We start from the raw sequence: 16248 nt of genomic DNA on the forward strand, positions 1-16248 counted from the left end.
CGGCCGGATTCCTCCTTGACGTAGTCTCGGGTGTGAATTGAACGCCGGTCTTTAGCCGGCTTGGTGGAGAACCTTGGTGAAGTGCTTCCTGATCGGCTCACCCGTTTCCGTCGCAAGCTTCTGGGCAAGCACCCACAATTCCCTGTTCTGGTCAGAAGCGGTGTCGAACGCCTTGCGCGCTTGCGCCGCGGATACGCTAAGAACGTCAGTGGCTGACTTGCTGCCGAACAGACGGACTAAGTATTCAAGCGTGGAGGCGGCATTGGCGTTTGAGATTTCGAACAGCTTGAGCCCGTAATCGGTCGCGCCCCTCGCATTGCTTGAATAGCTCTCGCGCAGCGCTTCCGTCATTTCCTCTGACGCGGCCTTGATTTTCTCGCAGCCTTCACGTGCGCGGGCGAAGCCCTGCTCGGTAAGCTCGCTAACCACGCCAGGCGCGGCGATCTTGGAGAAGTCCAACCACGGCATTCCGAGAATATTCGTTCCGTTCACGGTGACTTTCATTTCACTTTCACTCACGGCGACATCACCTTTCCCAAGCGAAAGCATTCCTCGCGACGTTCGCTTTCGTCACGAGAGCTCGCGCTCCGCGTTCGATCAGATTGTGGATGAGGATTTTGCCCAGCCCTCGATCTTACTTTGCCCAGGAGTATCGGGACTGTCGGTTCGGTTTGCGACTCTCGCCAGAAGTTTTTTTGAAGTTGTCAACGCATACGCTGGTATATTTTACGCCGCGCTGTGCATAACCGGGATATCTCAAGCGGCGGGAAGGTTTTGCTTCAGCGTGACGTTGCAGAAACACCGCGCCGTTGCAGTCCGGATCCGCGCAAACGAAAAACCCCGGCATTTCTGCCGGGGTTTGCATTTGTTGGAGCGAGATCCCGGCTCTGCGGTGCACCGCGTCCGGGACGACTTCGTCGCTTAGAAGTCCATGCCGCCCATGCCGCCGCCCGGGGGCATGCCGGCGCCGGCGCCGGCGTTCTTCTTCGGCAGTTCGGCGATCATGGCTTCGGTGGTGATCAAGAGAGCCGCGACGGAAGCTGCGTTCTGGATCGCCGCACGGACCACCTTGGTCGGGTCGATGATGCCCTTGGAGACCAGATTGCCGTATTCGCCGGTCTGCGAGTCGAAGCCGTAATTGTACTGCTCCTTCTCGAGGATCTTGCCGACGATGACGGAGCCGTCTTCGCCGGCGTTGATCGCGATCTGGCGGGCCGGCGCGGACAGCGCCTTGCGCACGATCTCGACGCCGGTCTTCTGGTCGTCGTTCTGGGTCTTGAGGCGCTTGAGCTGCTCGGTGGCACGGAGCAGGGCGACGCCGCCGCCCGGCACGATGCCTTCTTCAACGGCCGCGCGGGTCGCATGCATCGCGTCATCCACGCGATCCTTGCGCTCCTTCACCTCGACTTCGGTCGCGCCGCCGACGCGGATCACGGCTACGCCGCCCGCGAGCTTGGCCAGACGCTCCTGCAGCTTCTCACGGTCGTAGTCCGAGGTGGTTTCCTCGATCTGCGCCTTGATCTGCTGCACGCGCGCCTCGATGTCGGCCTTCTTGCCGGCGCCGTTGACGATCGTGGTGTTTTCCTTGTCGATCATCACCTTCTTGGCGCGGCCGAGCATCTGCAGCGTGACGTTCTCGAGCTTGATACCGAGATCTTCCGAGATCGCCTGACCTCCGGTCAGCACCGCGATATCCTGCAGCATGGCCTTGCGGCGATCGCCGAAGCCCGGAGCCTTGACGGCCGCGACCTTCAGACCACCACGCAGGCGGTTGACGACGAGGGTGGCGAGGGCTTCGCCTTCGACGTCTTCGGCGACGATGACCAGCGGCTTGCCGGTCTGCACCACGGCTTCGAGCAGCGGCAGCAGCTCGTTCAGCGAGGAGAGCTTCTTCTCGTTGATCAGGATGTAGGCGTCGTCCATTTCAACGCGCATCTTGTCGGCGTTGGTGACGAAGTAGGGCGAGATGTAGCCGCGGTCGAACTGCATGCCTTCGACGACGTCGAGTTCGGTTTCGAGCGACTTGGCTTCCTCAACCGTGATCACGCCCTCGTTGCCTACCTTCTTCATGGCGTCAGCCAGGAACTTGCCGATTTCGGCGTCGCCGTTGGCGGAGATGGTGCCGACCTGGGCGATTTCCTCGTTCGAGGTGACCTTCTTGGAGTTCTTGACGAGGTCGGCGACCACGGCTTCCACCGCCAGGTCGATACCGCGCTTCAGGTCCATCGGGTTCATGCCGGCGGCAACCGACTTGGCGCCTTCACGGACGATCGCAGCCGCGAGCACGGTCGCGGTGGTGGTGCCGTCGCCGGCCGCGTCAGCGGACTTGGAGGCGACTTCGCGCACCATCTGCGCGCCCATGTTCTCGAACTTGTCGTCGAGCTCGATCTCCTTGGCGACGGTGACGCCGTCCTTGGTGATACGCGGAGCGCCGAACGACTTGTCGAGCACGACGTTGCGGCCCTTCGGGCCGAGCGTGACCTTCACGGCGTTGGCGAGAATATCGACGCCGCGCAGCATGCGGTCGCGGGCGTCGACGCCGAATTTGACTTCTTTGGCTGACATATTTGGTTTCCCTGAGTTAGTCTTTGTTTCTCACCCTGTCGGGGAGGCGCCTTGCGGGCGCTCCTCAGGGTGAGCGTGGCAGGCGATGTCTTAGGCGGCCTTCTTCTTGGCCGAGGTGGCGTCGAGCACGCCCATGATGTCGGACTCCTTCATGATCAGGAGTTCCTGGCCGTCGATCTTGACCTCGGTGCCCGACCACTTGCCGAACAGCACGCGGTCGCCGACCTTGAGGTCGATCGGGATCAGCTTGCCGGCTTCGTCACGGCCACCCGGGCCGACGGCGATGACTTCGCCCTGGGAGGGCTTTTCCTTGGCACTGTCCGGAATGATGATGCCGCCAGCGGTCTTCTCTTCGGCGTCGATGCGTTTGACCACGACGCGGTCGTGAAGCGGACGGAAGTTCATGCAGTCCTCCTAAACGTCTGGGAATGTTGTAGAATTCTGGAATTTTGGCAGTCCGGGCCAGCGAGTGCCAACCCGGCTGCGGCTGATTTAGGCCAGTATTCTTCGGGGGACAAGGGCTTCTAGCAGAAAAATTGGCACTCAAATATGTCGTCTGCCAATTTTGTTCGGCATGATTAACGCGGCGGCGGAAGCCTCCGGACCCGTATTAGCACGTGCGGTAAGCTGCTGCTAACGCGTGAATTTTCAACAATTCATTAAACATTTAGGCTTGTGATGGGTTGGTATCGTGCGTCACATTTCTCTCATGTGAGCGCATCTCCGCCGGGGTAGCTCGGTGTGTGGCCACCACGTGAAATGCGCTTCCAGCAATGGAGGTTTGGCATGGTCTCGCGGGTTGGAGTTGCTTCCGACGATTTCCGGAAGCAGGTGCTGGGTTACGGGCTGACGACGGCGCAAATTCTGTATCGGATGCCGGATCATCCTTCATTGCTGCAGACCTATGTCTGGCAGAACTACGATCTGTTTCCGAAATTCCCGGCGCTGAAGGACTTCCTCGCGTTCTGGCAGGAAAAGCTTGATGGCCCGCTGTATTCCGTGACGGTGGCGCATTCCAGGCTGATCAAGCCGGCTGAGCTGCGTGCAGTCGACGGGGTATTCAGGCTGCATTGATTTTGTGGTCGGCGCCGTAGGGTGGGCAAAGGCGCGCTTGCGCCGTGCCCACCATCTGACTCCGCCCGCTACGGTGGGCACGCTTGCGCTTTGCCCACCCTACAAAAAAGTTTTGTGTTAGCCTCCGACATCAAACGAATGAGGGAGGTAGGCAATGTCCAAGCCGAAGAAGGCGACTTCAAGAGCCGCAGCCAAAACCGCCGTCAGGAAGAAATGGGCGGGGTACAAAGGCGCTGCCAAGTCCTCCGCGCGCAAGACCATCAAGTCCAAGGGACGCATTTCCGCTGCGAAAAACACGACGACCAAAGCCCGGCCGAAGCAGCGCATCGCCATCAGCCATCACCGCGAAGAAGATTTCAAGGCCGACGGCCTGCGCACTTATGCAAAGTACCGCGACCTCGGGATTGCCGACGCGACCCACGGCCTGGCGCAGGCGCATGTCATCCGCTTGGTCGGCCCGTGCAACCCGGCGGAAGTTTCAAAACTGCATTACCACGACGTCGAGTTCCAGATGGTCTATGTGCTCAAGGGCTGGGTGAAGACCTATATGGAAGGGCAGGGCGAGACGCTGATGAAGGAAGGCAGCGCCTGGACCCAGCCGCCGCGCATCAAGCATCTGATCATGGATTATTCCGATGATGTCGAGTTGCTGGAGGTGATCCTACCGGCGGAGTTCAAGACGGTGGAATTAGCGAGTTGACTCTCGCGGTCGTCATTCCGGGCGATGCTTCGCATCGCCCCGAAATGACCGCTAGGTCATCACCCCCACCACTGCCCCCATCAAACACGTCGCCAGCGTACCCGACACGATCGACTTCAATCCCAGCGCATTGATCTCCTCGCGCCGATCCGGTGCCATGGTGCCGAGGCCGCCGATCATGATGCCGAGGCTGGCGAAGTTGGCAAAGCCGCACATCGCGTAGAGCATGATCAGCCGCGAGCGCGGATCGAGCGCGTCCGTGCCGAGTTTCGAGAGGTCGAGATAGGCGATCAGCTCGTTGAGCACGGTCTTGGTGCCCATCAGGCTTCCGGCCGTGACGGCTTGCGGCCAGGGCAGGCCCATCAGCCAGCACACCGGCGCCATCACGAGCCCCAGCAGCCGCTGCAGCGAAATTTTGGCGCCGCCGATCTCGGGCAACAGCCCGAGGATCGCATTGACGAGATAAACCAGCGCCACCAGCACCAAGAGCATCGCGACGATGTTGAGCAGCAGTTCGAGCCCGGCCGCAGTGCCCTTGGTGATTGCATCCATGGTCGAGGACGCATGCATGTCGGGATCACTGAGCGAACCGCCAGTGCGCTTGTCGGAAGTCTCCGGCACCATGATCAGGCTGATCAGTATCGCGGCCGGCGCGCCCAACACGGACGCAATGACAAAATGCGCCGCCGCGTCCGGGATCAGCGGCGCCAGGAATGTGGCGTAGAGCACCAGCACGGTGCCGGCGATGCCGGCCATGCCGCCGGTCATCACCAGGAACAACTCGCTGCGCGTGAGTTGCGCCAAATAGGGGCGGATGAACAGCGGTGCCTCGACCATGCCGAGAAAGATATTGGCCGCGGCCGATAGCCCGACCGCGCCGCCGACGCCGAGCGTGCGCTCCAACAGCCACGCCATGCCGCGCACGATCGGGGGCAGTACGCGCCAGTAGAACAGCAGCGTGGTCAGAACGCTCATGACCAGCACGATCGGCAGCGCCTGAAATGCCAGGATGAAATCCGCGCCCGGCGCCTTGAGATCGAACGGCAGCGCGCCCCCGCCGAGATAGCCGAACACGAAGGAAGTGCCGGCGCGCGTCGCCGCCGCGATCGTGCCGACGGCGTCGTTGATGGCGCCAAAGGCTTTTGCCACCGGCGGCAGCTTGAGCAGCACCAGCGCGGTGACGATGGTGACGGCCAGCCCGATCGCCACCTGACGGAGCGACACGGCGCGGCGGTTCTCGCCGCACGCCCATGCGATCGCCAGCAACGCCAGCACGCCAAACGCCGATTGCAGTTGCAGCATGAATCCCCCGAAACCCCTGGGGAGCGATTATGCCAACCTTGTCGATTTGTGAAAGCCCAACTCGTGTGCCGGACGCGATGCGCCGCGCCCGGGGCACGAAAGTCAGCCCCGTCCGACGAACGGCATCTTGGTCGCCATGACGGTCATGAACAGCACGTTGGCATCTAACGGCAGGCCCGCCATATAGGCCACCGCATCGCCGACCGCCTTCGCGTCCATGCGCGGCTCGTGTTTCATCGTGCCATCGGGCTGCATCACACCGGGGCCGGCGACCATGCGGTCGGTCATTGGGGTTGCGGCATTGCCGATGTCGACTTGGCCGACTGCGATGTCGTACATGCGGCCGTCGAGGTTGGAAGCCTTGGTGAGGCCGGTGATCGCGTGCTTGGTCGACGTATAGGCCGCGGAGAAGGGCCGCGGCGCGTGCGCCGAGATCGAGCCGTTATTGATGATGCGGCCGCCGCGCGGGGTCTGGTCCTTCATGATGCGGAAGGCATGCTGGGTGCACAGGAACGGGCCGGTGAGGTTGGTGTTCACCACCGCCTGCCACTGCTCGAGGCTGAGATCCTCGAAATTGACCGGCGGCGCGCCCATGCCGGCGTTGTTGAAGAGAACATCGAGCCGGCCGTAGGTGTCCTTGACCTTTTGAAACAGGGCCGCAATCGACTCGGGCTTGGTCATGTCAGCAGAAACGCACAGGCTCTTGCCGACATTGTCGCCGAGCTTCTTGGTTTCTTCCAGCATCTCCATGCGACGCCCGGCGAGCACCACGGTGAAGCCGGCATTCATCAGCGCCAGCGATGCCGCGCGTCCGACGCCGGTGCCGGCACCGGTCACGAGCGCGATCTTGTTGGTTGCTTCGGCCATTGTTTCCTCGCCTTCAGTTCTTGGTTTCTGTTTCGGATTTGTAGGGTGGTCTCGGAATATTCTGGTGTGCCGCCCGCAAGGCCGCCGACCACCGCGAACGCAGGTCGTGGAAATAGGGCTCGCCGGCCTCGATGCGGTGGTTGAGGTCGGCCTCGCAAGCATCTGCGCGCACCACCAGCACGTCGATCGGCAAGCCGACGCCGAGATTGGAGCGCATGGTTGAATCCATCGAGATCAGGCCGGTCTTCAGCGCCTCATACAGTTCGACGTCGTAATGCATCGCGCGATCCAGCACCGGCTTGCCGTATTTGTGCTCGCCGATCTGCAGGTAAGGCGTGTCGGTGGTGCATTCGATGAAATTGCCGGCGGTGTAGACCATGAACAGCCGCATCCGCGAGCCCTTGATCTGGCCGCCGAACAGGAAGGAGACATCGAAGGAGACGTCTTCGGATCGCAGCGCCTCGCCTTCGGTGGCGTGCACGGCGCGGATGGCGCGGCCGATGCGTTGCGCGGCCTGGAACATGGTCGGCGCGTTGATCAGCGTTTCGAGCTCGCCGGTGTGCGGATCTTCCATGCCCTCGGTGAGCGTCGACAGCACCGACTGGCTGATCGCCAGATTGCCGGCGCTGGCGACCGCCATGATGCGCTCGCCGGGTTTTGAGAAAATATGGAGTTTGCGGAAGGTCGAGACGTTGTCGAGGCCGGCATTGGTGCGCGTATCCGCGATCATGACGAGACCGTCCCGCACCAGAATTCCGCAGCAATAGGTCATTCCAGATCCCCGAACGCGCCTGATTTTTCGGCGCCAACTAGTAGCCAATTTCGAGGGGCCATCCAACCCCAATTCGATCCGGCTGATCCGCCCGCTGGCGGAAGCGGGCAATCCGAAGGCGCAAACCCAGATCGGGACGATGTCGCAGGCCTAAGCCATGACTGAGGCTTGGCTGAGGCCTGCGCCGCCTCCAACTATCGAGCCTGCGAATATTGATTATGTCCGCGGCCTCCGGCACGCTGGCTCTCCCACAAGAACAAAAAGCATTGGGAGGCCATCATGCGCGCCAGCCGGCTGTCGGGCGAACTCACCATCTCTGTGGCGATGCTTTGCATCGCATTGCTCACGGCGGTTCCCGCCTCAGCGCAGAAAAAGGGCGGCACGCTCAGGCTCTATCACAACGACAATCCGCCCTCGACCTCGCTGCACGAGGAAGCGACCATCGCCTCGGTGACGCCGTTCGCCGCCATCTTCAACAACCTCGTGGTGTTTGATCCCGGCCAAGGTCCACGAAAGCATCGATACGGTCATTCCGGAACTCGCCGAAACCTGGTCGTGGGATTCCACCAATACGAAATTGACGTTCAAGCTACGGCAGGGCGTGAAATGGCACGACGGCCAGCCGTTTACGGCCAAGGACGTGCAGTGCACCTGGCGGATGCTGATCGGCAAGGCCGAGACCCAGGACTTCAAGCGCAACCCGCGCAAGGTCTGGTACACGAAGCTGCAGGACGTCTCGATCAACGGCGATCATGAGACGACCTTCGAGTTGAGCGAGCCGCAGCCGAGCTTGCCGGTGCTGCTGGCGAGCGCGTTCTCGCCGGTCTATCCCTGCCATGTATCGCAGCAGGTGATGCGCACCAAGCCGATCGGCACCGGGCCGTTCAAATTCGTTGAGTTCAGGCGCGGTGAGTCGATTCGCCTGGTACGCAATCCCGACTACTGGAAGAAGGATCGTCCATATCTCGACGAGATCACGTTCCGGATGATCGACAGCCGCGCAACGCGGATGCTGGCCTTTGCCACCGGCGATTACGACATCACCTTTCCGTCCGACGTCAGCATTCCCCTGATGAAGGATGTGAAGGCACGCGCGCCGCACGCGATCTGCGAGATGACGACAACGGGAGTGCAGATCAACCTGATGGTCAACCGCGTCAATGCGCCGTTGGACAATCCGGAGATCCGCAAAGCGATGTCGCTGGCGCTGGACCGAAAACCCTTCAACACGATCCTGATGGAAGGACTGGCGCGGATGGGCGGGGCAATGCTGGCCAAGCCCGCGGGCGAGTGGGGCATGCCGCCGGACATGGTGTCGTCGCTGACCGGCTACGGCCCCGATACCGAGAAGGACATCGCCGAGGCGCAAGCGATCATGCAGAAGCTCGGCTATAGCGACGCCAAACCGCTGCAGATCAAGATCCAGACCAGGAACCTGCCGACCTATCGCGATCCCGCCGTGATCCTGATCGACCAGTTGAAGAAGATCTACATCACGGGCGAGCTCGACATCCTCGATACGCCGCGCTGGTACGCGCGGCTGGCGAAGAAAGACTACACGATTGGGCTGAACTTGACCGGCGTCAGCGTCGACGATCCCGATGGCAATATCGTCGAGAACTATTCCTGCAAATCGGAGCGCAACTATACCCAATACTGCAATGCCGAGGTCGACAGATTGCTGGCGGCGCAATCGCGCGAGCTCGACAAGGAAAAGCGCAGGAAGTTCGTCTGGGATATCGAGCGGCTACTGGTCGAGGACGCCGCGCGGCCGATCATCCTGCACTCCTCGGCCGGCAATTGCTGGCAGCCTTACGTGAAGAATTTCCGGCCGCATGATAATAGCCAGTACAACAACCTGCGGTTCGAGGATGTGTGGTTGGATAAGTGACATCCCTCCACCGTCATTGCGAGGAGCGAAGCGACGAAGCAATCCACGCTTCAGCAAGCGGCGAGATGGATTGCTTCGCTGCGCTCGCAATGACGGTTGGGAAGGTCCGGGGCCGTCACTGCGATTGGCTTTGCCACTGCCCCGGCCGGCCGGCCTGTTCGACCTTGACCGCAACCGTTAGCGTTTCCGTGCCGCCGCCATAGCGGGTGCCGCGTACCGGGGCGGCGCCGAGATAGTCGAGCCCGATCGCGACGCGGGCGTGGGCGTCGGTGGTGCAGATGCCGTTGGCGGCATCGAAGCCGACCCAGCCGAGATCGGCCACGTAGGCTTCCGCCCAGGCGTGACCCGCCTGCTGGTGCACCATTCCGTCGGAGCGCAGGAAATGGCCGGAGACGAAGCGCGCCGGCACGCCGCCGGATCGGGCGCAGGCGATGAAGATGTGCGCATAGTCCTGGCAGACGCCGCGCCTGAGCGCGAACGCCTCCGCCGCCGAGGTGCCCGAGTGGGTGGGGTCTTCGTCGAATGTCATGTGCTCGTTGATCTGCACCATCAGCGCATGCAGGAAACCGAGCACGTCGCCATCGGACTCCGACCGCAGCTCGCGGGCGAAGATCGCCATCGCCGGATTGACTTCGGTCAGCGCGGTCTGGCGCAGGAACAGGCTCGGCGGAAAGCGCTCGTCGGTACCGCGCAGCACGCCGCCGGTGTCATGGGTCTCGATCAGGCCCTCGACATTGATGGTGAGGTCGGCGATCGGCCCGTGGGTGAGCACATGCGTGACGTTGCCGAATGCATCCTGGTGCATGTCGAGGCGAGAGTCGGTCGAGACGTCGATCTGCCATTCGGCGACATACTGCCCGTCATGGCTGCCGGGCGTCATCCGCAGGATCTGGATCACGCCCGTGGCCGGCGGCTCGTAGCGATAGCTGGTGGAGTGGGCAATTCGCAGGCGCATGGCTTGACCAGGTTCGGATCGTCATGCCCGGGCTTGTCCCGGGCATCCACGTTCTTCGGTTGGCATAGCAAGACGTGGATGGCCGAGACAAGCCCGGCCATGACGGCGGTTGGTTTTGTTCGTCCGAAATCTCAAATCAAATACTGCTTGGTGATGATCTCACCGAGCCGCGCATTGTCCGCGATGAACTCCTGGATGAACTCATGGACGCCGTGCTGGAAGATATCGTCCATATGGCTGTGTTCAAGCCGGTTGCGGACGCCGCGGGCGTGGCGCTGGGCGGCGCCCTGGCGACCGTAGGCGACGCCGATCTGGTCGAGATTGCGCACCAGATTGCTGTAGCAGCTCGCCAGCGAGCGTGGCAGCGTGTCGTTGAGGATCAGGAGGTCGGCGATCAGCCACGGCTTTAGCGTCTCGCGGTAGACCCAGTGATAGGCGGTTAGCGCGGAGACCGAGCGCAGGATCGAGGTCCACTGGTAGTAGTCCAGGGGACCACCGACGTGCTCTTCCTCGGGCAGCAGCACGTGATATTTCACGTCGAGAATGCGCGCGGTGTTGTCGGCGCGCTCCAGGTGCAGCCCGAGCCGCGAGAACCAATAGGCGTCGTTGCGCAGCATGGTCCGGTAGGCCGAGCCGTCGAACCGCAGCGAGGTCTCCTGCACGAAGCGGAGGAATCGCGCCAGTTCCTCGCGGCTGGAGGTGCCCTTGCCCCAGACTTCCTGCAATTCGATCCACGCCGAGTTGATGGTGTCCCACATCTCCGATGTCAGCGCGGTGCGCACCGAGCGCGAATTGAGCCGCGCGGCCTCGATGCAGTTCTTGATCGAGGAAGGATTGGAAGGCGAGAATGCCAGATATTCGACGACGTTCTGCTCGGTGGCTTCCGGATAGGCCTCGTAGAAGCTTGCGCTGACCCCGGCCGTCAGCAGCGCCGATTCCCACTCATTGGTCTTGCCGATATAGGCGGCGGGAAGCGCGGTGACTCGCAAGGTCGCATCGATGGTGCGCGCGATATATTCGGCGCGCTCGACATAGCGGGCCAGCCAGTACAGGTTTTCGGCAGTGCGCGACAGCATACGAAGATTTCGCTCTCTATTCGTCCAGTATCCAGGTGTCCTTGGTGCCGCCGCCCTGGCTGGAATTGACCACCAGGGAGCCTTCCTTCAGCGCCACGCGAGTCAGTCCGCCCGGCACGATGGTGACGTGCTTGCTGCCGGTCAGCACGAACGGGCGCAAATCGACATGGCGCGGGGCGAGGCCGGAGGCGGTGCAGGTCGGGCAGGTCGAGAGCGCCAGCGTCGGCTGGGCGATAAAACCCTCCGGCTCGCGCTTGAGCTTGTCGCGGAACGCCTCGATCGTCGCCTTCGTCGCGGCCGGGCCGATCAGCATGCCGTAGCCGCCGGAGCCGTGCACTTCCTTCACCACCAGCTCGCTCAAATTGTCGAGCACATAGGACAGGTCTTTTGGCTCGCGGCAGCGCCAGGTCGGCACGTTCTTCAGAATCGGCTCTTCGCCGAGATAGAACTTTACCACCTCCGGCATGTAGGAATAGATCGCCTTGTCGTCGGCAATCCCGGTGCCGACTGCGTTCGCCAGCGTGATATTGCCGGCCGCATAGGCCGACATCAGCCCGGGCACGCCGAGCGCCGAATCCGGCCGGAAGGTGAGGGGGTCGAGGAAATCGTCGTCGACGCGGCGGTAGATCACGTCGACGCGTTTCAGCCCCTCTGTGGTGCGCATGAACACCTCGTCGTTCTTGACGATGAGGTCGCGGCCCTCGACCAGCTCGATGCCGAGCTTGTCGGCGAGGAAAGAGTGTTCGTAATAGGCGGAATTGTAGACGCCCGGCGTCATCAGCGCGACCGTCGGCTCGGCCGAGGCGGAGAGCGGCGCCACCGAGCGCAGCGCCGACAACAATTCGTCCGGGTATCGCTCTACAGGTGCAACGCGGTGGCGGGCGAACAGGTCGGGAAACAGCCGCATCATGATTTCGCGGTTTTCGAGCATGTAGGAGACGCCCGAGGGCGTCCGCGCGTTATCCTCCAGCACGATGAAATTGTCGGCGTCGACCCGGACGATATCGATCCCTGCGATGTGCACGTAGACGTCATGCGGCACGCTCTGGCCGTTCATCTCAGGGCGGAAGACCGGGTTTTTGGAAGATCAGGTCGTCGGGAATGATGTTGGCGCGCAGGATGTCGCGGCCGTGATAGATATCGCGCAGGAACATGTTGAGCGCGCGGACCCGCTGCTTCAGGCCCTTCTCCAGAACGGCCCATTCCTTCGCCGACATGATTCGCGGGATCACGTCGAAGGGGATCAGCCGCTCCTGCGCCTCGGCGTCGCCATAGACGGCGAAGGTGATGCCGATCCGGCGGAACAACAGTTCCGCCTCCTGGCGGCGATATTCCAGGGCATCCGGAGGCGTCTCCTTCAGCCAGCGGGAGAGCTCCTGGTAGGCCGGGCGGAGGTCGCCGCCGGGCCCGTTCATTTCATCGAAGGCAACTGCCATAAATCCTGACTATCTCTCGAAGCCATGCGGCACGGTGCATGAGTTCACAGGATGGTAGCAAGGCTCGGGCCAGCGCGATATGCATTGGCTTGCGGCATTTCGTGTGGGTAGCCGGCCGCGCTGCCCTAAAAAATGGCTGCCGGGTGCTTATTTCGGCAGCAAACCCCCGTGACTTCAATGCGTTGCTTGCGCAAAGTACGGGGCAGGTGGGGAGAAGTCATGAGCGAGATCGTCACGGCGGGTATTCTGGTCATCGGCGACGAGATCTTGTCCGGCCGTACCAAGGACAAGAATATCGGGTTCATCGCCGAATACCTGACCAATATCGGGATCGACCTCAAGGAGGTCCGCATCGTCGCCGACGACGAGACCGACATTGTCGACGCCCTTAATGCACTGCGGAATCGCTACACCTACGTCTTCACCACCGGCGGCATCGGACCGACCCATGACGACATCACCGCTGACAGCGTCGCTAAGGCCTTCAGTGTCGGGATCGGTCATCATCCGGAGGTGGTGGCGCGCTTCCGCGAGCGCTGGAGCGAGCAGGATCTGAACGAGGCGCGGCTGCGCATGGCGCGTGTGCCCGACGGCGCCGAACTGATCCAGAGCGCGACCATCCTGGCGCCCGGTTTCAAGCTCGGCAATGTAATAGTCATGGCCGGCATCCCCTCGATCATGCAGGCGATGATGGACATCGTCGCGCCCAAGCTGAAATCGGGCGTGCGGATGCTGTCGGACTCGGTACGCGCCAATGCGCGCGAAGGCGACATCGGCGGGCCGTTGCGGGAGATCGCCAACGCCCATCCCGACACCATCATCGGCAGCTATCCGTTCATGGACGAGGACAAGAAGCCGAACACCAACCTCGTCGTTCGCTCGCGCGATCCCGACAAGCTCAACGCCGCGATGGCCGCGGTGAAGGAGATGCTGGCGGCATTGAACGTCACCACCCGGTAGCAGACAGGCCAGGACAAGACGAAGCGACAAGACGAAGCGACAAGGCGAAGCAGCGTGGCAGACAACAATTACGAACCGAGCGCCGAGGCGAAGGCCGGCCGGCCCTTTCCGGTGTCCTGGGACCAGTTTCACCGGGATTGCCGGGCGCTGACCTGGCGGCTCAACGAGGTCGGGCCGTTTCACGCCGTGATCGCGATCACCCGCGGCGGCCTGGTGCCGGCTGCGATCGTGGCCCGCGAGTTGGGCTTGCGGGTGATCGATACGGTCTGTGTCGCGAGCTACGACCACGACAAGCAGGGCGATCTGCAGGTGCTGAAGGGCGTCTCGCCCGATGTCGCCAAACTTGGCGGCGGCACCGGCAAGGGGCTGTTGATCGTCGACGACCTCGTCGATACCGGTACCACCGGACGGCTGGTGCGCCAGATGCTCCCCGATGCACATTTCGCCACCGTCTACGCCAAGCCGAAAGGCAAGCCGCTGGTCGATACTTTCATCACTGAAGTATCGCAGGATACCTGGATCCATTTTCCCTGGGACACTGCGCTGTCGTTCCAGCCGCCGATCCGTCCGTGATGGCATGCCGTGGTCTGGCCGTCATTGCGAGGAGCGATAGCGACGAAGCAATCCATGCTTCCGCGCGCGAGGAGAGATGGATTGCTTCGCTGCGCTCGCAATGACGGTGATAGGCTTTTGAGCGTCACATGCCCCTTCAAAACCGCGTCACGCCCACAGGCGACATCATCGCGACCCCGTATCGCGGCATGTTCACCGGTAACCGCGGCATCATCCACGATCCCGCGACCAAAACTTTATTGAAGAAGCGCTGGTCGAGCCCGGCCTGGATCACCTGCGTCTGCGAGTTCAGAGGGTGGCGGCGGCCCGTGATGGGCCGGCGGAGCTGGACCGAGTTGTTCTTTCTCGACGAGGCGACCGCCTTCGCCGCCGGGCACCGCCCATGCTTCTTCTGCCGCCGCGACGACGCCAACCGCTTTCGCGCGGCGTGGGAAGTGGGCAATGGTGCGAAGGACATTCGTGCGCGGGAGATCGATGCCGCGCTGCATGGTGAGCGGCTGGAGCGCGGCAAAAAGCGGCTGCATCCGCCGCCAGTGCCGGTGGCGCAGTTGCCTGACGGCGCGATGGTGCAGCGGGGCGAAGAGTCTTTATTGATCGTGCAGGGCAGGGCGCTGCAATGGTCGATGGCGGGATATCGCGAGGCGGTCGATGCGCTCGACGTCGCGATGCTATTGACGCCGCCGTCGACGTTGCGTGCATTCGGCGCCGGATATCGACCGGTGCTGCATCCGAGCGCGATGGGATAAAGACTATCCCCGTCATTGCGAGGAGCGAAGCGACGAAGCAATCCATCTATCCCCGTGTAGAGAGGTGGATTGCTTCGCTTCGCTCGCAATGACGGGGTTAGCCCAACCGTTCCCGCGCCAGCCTTGCGCCCGCGCCGAGCGCCGCGAGCTTCGCCTCCGCGATATCTCTCCGCATCGGCGCCATGCCGCAATTGGTGGTAGCGACGATGTTGCTGAGCGGCACGAATTTCGACACCGCCTCGATCACCTGAACGACGTCTTCCGCGGTCTCCACCGTGTCGCTGGCGACGTCGATCACGCCGGCCTGGATGACCTTGCCGGGCAGCAGCGCCAGCAGATCCAGCGGCACTTTCGAGTTGCGGCACTCGATCGCGACCTGCTGGATCGGGCTCTTGGCGATCGCCGGGAAAATATCCTCGTACTGCCGCCACTCGCTGCCCAGCGTCTGCTTCCAGTCGGTGTTGGCCTTGATGCCATAGCCGTAGCAGATGTGAACGGCGGTGGTGCAGGTCAGCCCTTCGGCCGCCCGCTCCAATGCCTTGATGCCCCAGTCGGAGACCTCGTCCATGAAGACGTTGAAGGCGGGCTCGTCAAACTGGATCACGTCGACGCCATCCGCCTGCAACGCCTTGGCCTCGCTGTTGAGCAGCTCGGCAAAGGCGAACGCCATCTTGACCTTGTCGCCGTAATACCGGTCGGCGACGGTGTCTGCGATGGTCATCGGACCGGGCAGGGTGAATTTCAGCTTGCGCGTGGTATGGGTGCGGGCGACTCGGGCCTCGTCCGCATGGACACGCCCCTTGAGCGTGAGCGGTGCTGTCACCTGCGGCACCATCGCCTTGTAGCGGTCCTTGCGGATGCCCATTTCGACCTTGTGGGCGAAATCAATGCCCTCGACCTTCTCCAAAAAGCCGTGGACGAAGTGCTGGCGGGCCTGCTCGCCCTCGGTGACGATATCAACGCCAGCATCCTCCTGCAGCTTCACCGCCAGCATGGTGGCATCGCGCTTGGCGCGGGCGAGCTCGTCACCCCTCGATTTCCAGGGTGCCCACAGCGTGTTGGGCTCGGCCAGCCATTCCGGCTTCGGCAAGGAGCCTGCGATCGTGGTTGGAAACAGCATGGGAGCCTCCCGATGGGTTCTGATTGAGCGCCTGTCTGCCATGACTTATGGTCGAGGTACAGAACAACAAAAGTCGCCATTGCCTGGAAAATCTCGATCATACTGGAGAGGAACTGGGGCTTCCGGTCGGCCGCGAGGCAGCCGCCGCGGAGTAGAGGCCCCTCCAGCGCCCTCATCCTTCGAGACGCGCGTTCCGCGCTCCTCAGGATGA

15 protein-coding genes and 1 pseudogene are annotated in these 16248 nt (G+C 62.4%); 6 read left to right on the forward strand and 10 right to left on the reverse strand.

Translation table 11 applies throughout. The features are described from left to right. Window positions 1-51 precede the first annotated feature (51 nt). From V1278_RS17405 to V1278_RS17415, 3 genes are all read right to left on the reverse strand, one after another. Window positions 52-549, reverse strand: a complete 498-nt coding sequence (locus tag V1278_RS17405; RefSeq protein ID WP_334381676.1) for a phasin family protein — start codon at window positions 547-549, stop codon at window positions 52-54. A gap of 372 nt (window positions 550-921) precedes the next feature. Then, on the reverse strand, window positions 922-2565 hold the full coding sequence (gene groL, locus V1278_RS17410; RefSeq protein ID WP_334363521.1) for a chaperonin GroEL: 1644 nt from the start codon (window positions 2563-2565) through the stop codon (window positions 922-924). A gap of 90 nt (window positions 2566-2655) precedes the next feature. After that, window positions 2656-2970 carry a co-chaperone GroES gene (locus tag V1278_RS17415; RefSeq protein WP_334363520.1) on the reverse strand — a complete coding sequence of 105 codons (315 nt, stop codon included), beginning with the start codon at window positions 2968-2970 and terminating at the stop codon, window positions 2656-2658. Window positions 2971-3351: 381 nt separating this feature from the next. On the opposite strand from V1278_RS17415, the gene V1278_RS17420 reads away from it, so the two are divergent. Beyond that, window positions 3352-3639: an usg protein gene (locus tag V1278_RS17420; protein ID WP_212422107.1), complete on the forward strand. Its 288-nt coding sequence runs from the start codon at window positions 3352-3354 to the stop codon at window positions 3637-3639. A 154-nt stretch (window positions 3640-3793) separates the two neighbouring features. After that, window positions 3794-4339: a cupin domain-containing protein gene (locus V1278_RS17425; protein WP_334363517.1), complete on the forward strand. Its 546-nt coding sequence runs from the start codon at window positions 3794-3796 to the stop codon at window positions 4337-4339. A 51-nt stretch (window positions 4340-4390) separates the two neighbouring features. Here the strand turns inward: V1278_RS17425 and V1278_RS17430 are convergent, their stop codons facing one another. The 3 genes from V1278_RS17430 to V1278_RS17440 all read right to left on the reverse strand — a co-directional run bounded on the left by V1278_RS17430 (window position 4391) and on the right by V1278_RS17440 (window position 7280). Continuing rightward, window positions 4391-5641: a NupC/NupG family nucleoside CNT transporter gene (locus tag V1278_RS17430; protein WP_334381677.1), complete on the reverse strand. Its 1251-nt coding sequence runs from the start codon at window positions 5639-5641 to the stop codon at window positions 4391-4393. A gap of 102 nt (window positions 5642-5743) precedes the next feature. Next, window positions 5744-6508, reverse strand: coding sequence for an SDR family oxidoreductase (locus V1278_RS17435; protein ID WP_065747999.1), 765 nt, complete (start codon window positions 6506-6508; stop codon window positions 5744-5746). A gap of 13 nt (window positions 6509-6521) precedes the next feature. Beyond that, on the reverse strand, window positions 6522-7280 hold the full coding sequence (locus V1278_RS17440; protein ID WP_028349888.1) for a proteasome-type protease: 759 nt from the start codon (window positions 7278-7280) through the stop codon (window positions 6522-6524). Window positions 7281-7770: 490 nt separating this feature from the next. On the opposite strand from V1278_RS17440, the gene V1278_RS17445 reads away from it, so the two are divergent. Beyond that, window positions 7771-9171 (forward strand): ABC transporter substrate-binding protein, encoded by a 1401-nt coding sequence (locus tag V1278_RS17445; RefSeq protein WP_334381678.1) that lies wholly within the window; start codon window positions 7771-7773, stop codon window positions 9169-9171. A gap of 115 nt (window positions 9172-9286) precedes the next feature. On the opposite strand, the gene V1278_RS17450 is transcribed toward V1278_RS17445, so the two are convergent. From V1278_RS17450 to V1278_RS17460, 3 genes and pseudogenes are all read right to left on the reverse strand, one after another. Continuing rightward, window positions 9287-10126, reverse strand: a complete 840-nt coding sequence (locus tag V1278_RS17450) for a transglutaminase family protein (RefSeq protein ID WP_334381679.1) — start codon at window positions 10124-10126, stop codon at window positions 9287-9289. 131 nt (window positions 10127-10257) lie between these two features. Next, window positions 10258-11202, reverse strand: coding sequence for an alpha-E domain-containing protein (locus V1278_RS17455; protein WP_028349886.1), 945 nt, complete (start codon window positions 11200-11202; stop codon window positions 10258-10260). 16 nt (window positions 11203-11218) lie between these two features. Continuing rightward, window positions 11219-12638, reverse strand: a pseudogene (locus tag V1278_RS17460) (circularly permuted type 2 ATP-grasp protein). A gap of 219 nt (window positions 12639-12857) precedes the next feature. On the opposite strand from V1278_RS17460, the gene V1278_RS17465 reads away from it, so the two are divergent. The 3 genes from V1278_RS17465 (at window position 12858) to V1278_RS17475 (ending at window position 14917) form a co-directional block, all read left to right on the forward strand. After that, window positions 12858-13598 (forward strand): competence/damage-inducible protein A, encoded by a 741-nt coding sequence (locus V1278_RS17465; RefSeq protein WP_334363509.1) that lies wholly within the window; start codon window positions 12858-12860, stop codon window positions 13596-13598. A gap of 54 nt (window positions 13599-13652) precedes the next feature. Then, complete coding sequence (gene gpt / locus V1278_RS17470) at window positions 13653-14171, forward strand: xanthine phosphoribosyltransferase (protein WP_334363508.1); 519 nt, start codon at window positions 13653-13655, stop codon at window positions 14169-14171. 128 nt (window positions 14172-14299) lie between these two features. Further along, the gene (locus V1278_RS17475; protein WP_334363507.1) at window positions 14300-14917 is read left to right on the forward strand and encodes a hypothetical protein; all 618 of its coding nucleotides are present in this window, start codon (window positions 14300-14302) and stop codon (window positions 14915-14917) included. Window positions 14918-15014: 97 nt separating this feature from the next. On the opposite strand, the gene V1278_RS17480 is transcribed toward V1278_RS17475, so the two are convergent. Then, a complete protein-coding gene (locus tag V1278_RS17480) occupies window positions 15015-16037 on the reverse strand; it encodes a methionine synthase (RefSeq protein WP_334363506.1) in 1023 nt (340 codons plus the stop codon). Between the last annotated feature and the right edge of the window lie 211 nt (window positions 16038-16248).

It is taken from the genome of Bradyrhizobium sp. AZCC 1577 (assembly GCF_036924575.1).
Taxonomy (GTDB): domain Bacteria; phylum Pseudomonadota; class Alphaproteobacteria; order Rhizobiales; family Xanthobacteraceae; genus Bradyrhizobium.

Coding starts and splice junctions, on each gene's coding strand:
- V1278_RS17405 (WP_334381676.1), bottom strand. CDS start 549: ATGCTTTCGCTTGGGAAAGGTGATGTCGCCGTGAGTGAAAGTGAAATG.
- groL (WP_334363521.1), bottom strand. CDS start 2,565: ATGTCAGCCAAAGAAGTCAAATTCGGCGTCGACGCCCGCGACCGCATG.
- V1278_RS17415 (WP_334363520.1), bottom strand. CDS start 2,970: ATGAACTTCCGTCCGCTTCACGACCGCGTCGTGGTCAAACGCATCGAC.
- V1278_RS17420 (WP_212422107.1), top strand. CDS start 3,352: ATGGTCTCGCGGGTTGGAGTTGCTTCCGACGATTTCCGGAAGCAGGTG.
- V1278_RS17425 (WP_334363517.1), top strand. CDS start 3,794: ATGTCCAAGCCGAAGAAGGCGACTTCAAGAGCCGCAGCCAAAACCGCC.
- V1278_RS17430 (WP_334381677.1), bottom strand. CDS start 5,641: ATGCTGCAACTGCAATCGGCGTTTGGCGTGCTGGCGTTGCTGGCGATC.
- V1278_RS17435 (WP_065747999.1), bottom strand. CDS start 6,508: ATGGCCGAAGCAACCAACAAGATCGCGCTCGTGACCGGTGCCGGCACC.
- V1278_RS17440 (WP_028349888.1), bottom strand. CDS start 7,280: ATGACCTATTGCTGCGGAATTCTGGTGCGGGACGGTCTCGTCATGATC.
- V1278_RS17450 (WP_334381679.1), bottom strand. CDS start 10,126: ATGCGCCTGCGAATTGCCCACTCCACCAGCTATCGCTACGAGCCGCCG.
- V1278_RS17455 (WP_028349886.1), bottom strand. CDS start 11,202: ATGCTGTCGCGCACTGCCGAAAACCTGTACTGGCTGGCCCGCTATGTC.
- V1278_RS17465 (WP_334363509.1), top strand. CDS start 12,858: ATGAGCGAGATCGTCACGGCGGGTATTCTGGTCATCGGCGACGAGATC.
- V1278_RS17475 (WP_334363507.1), top strand. CDS start 14,300: ATGCCCCTTCAAAACCGCGTCACGCCCACAGGCGACATCATCGCGACC.
- V1278_RS17480 (WP_334363506.1), bottom strand. CDS start 16,037: ATGCTGTTTCCAACCACGATCGCAGGCTCCTTGCCGAAGCCGGAATGG.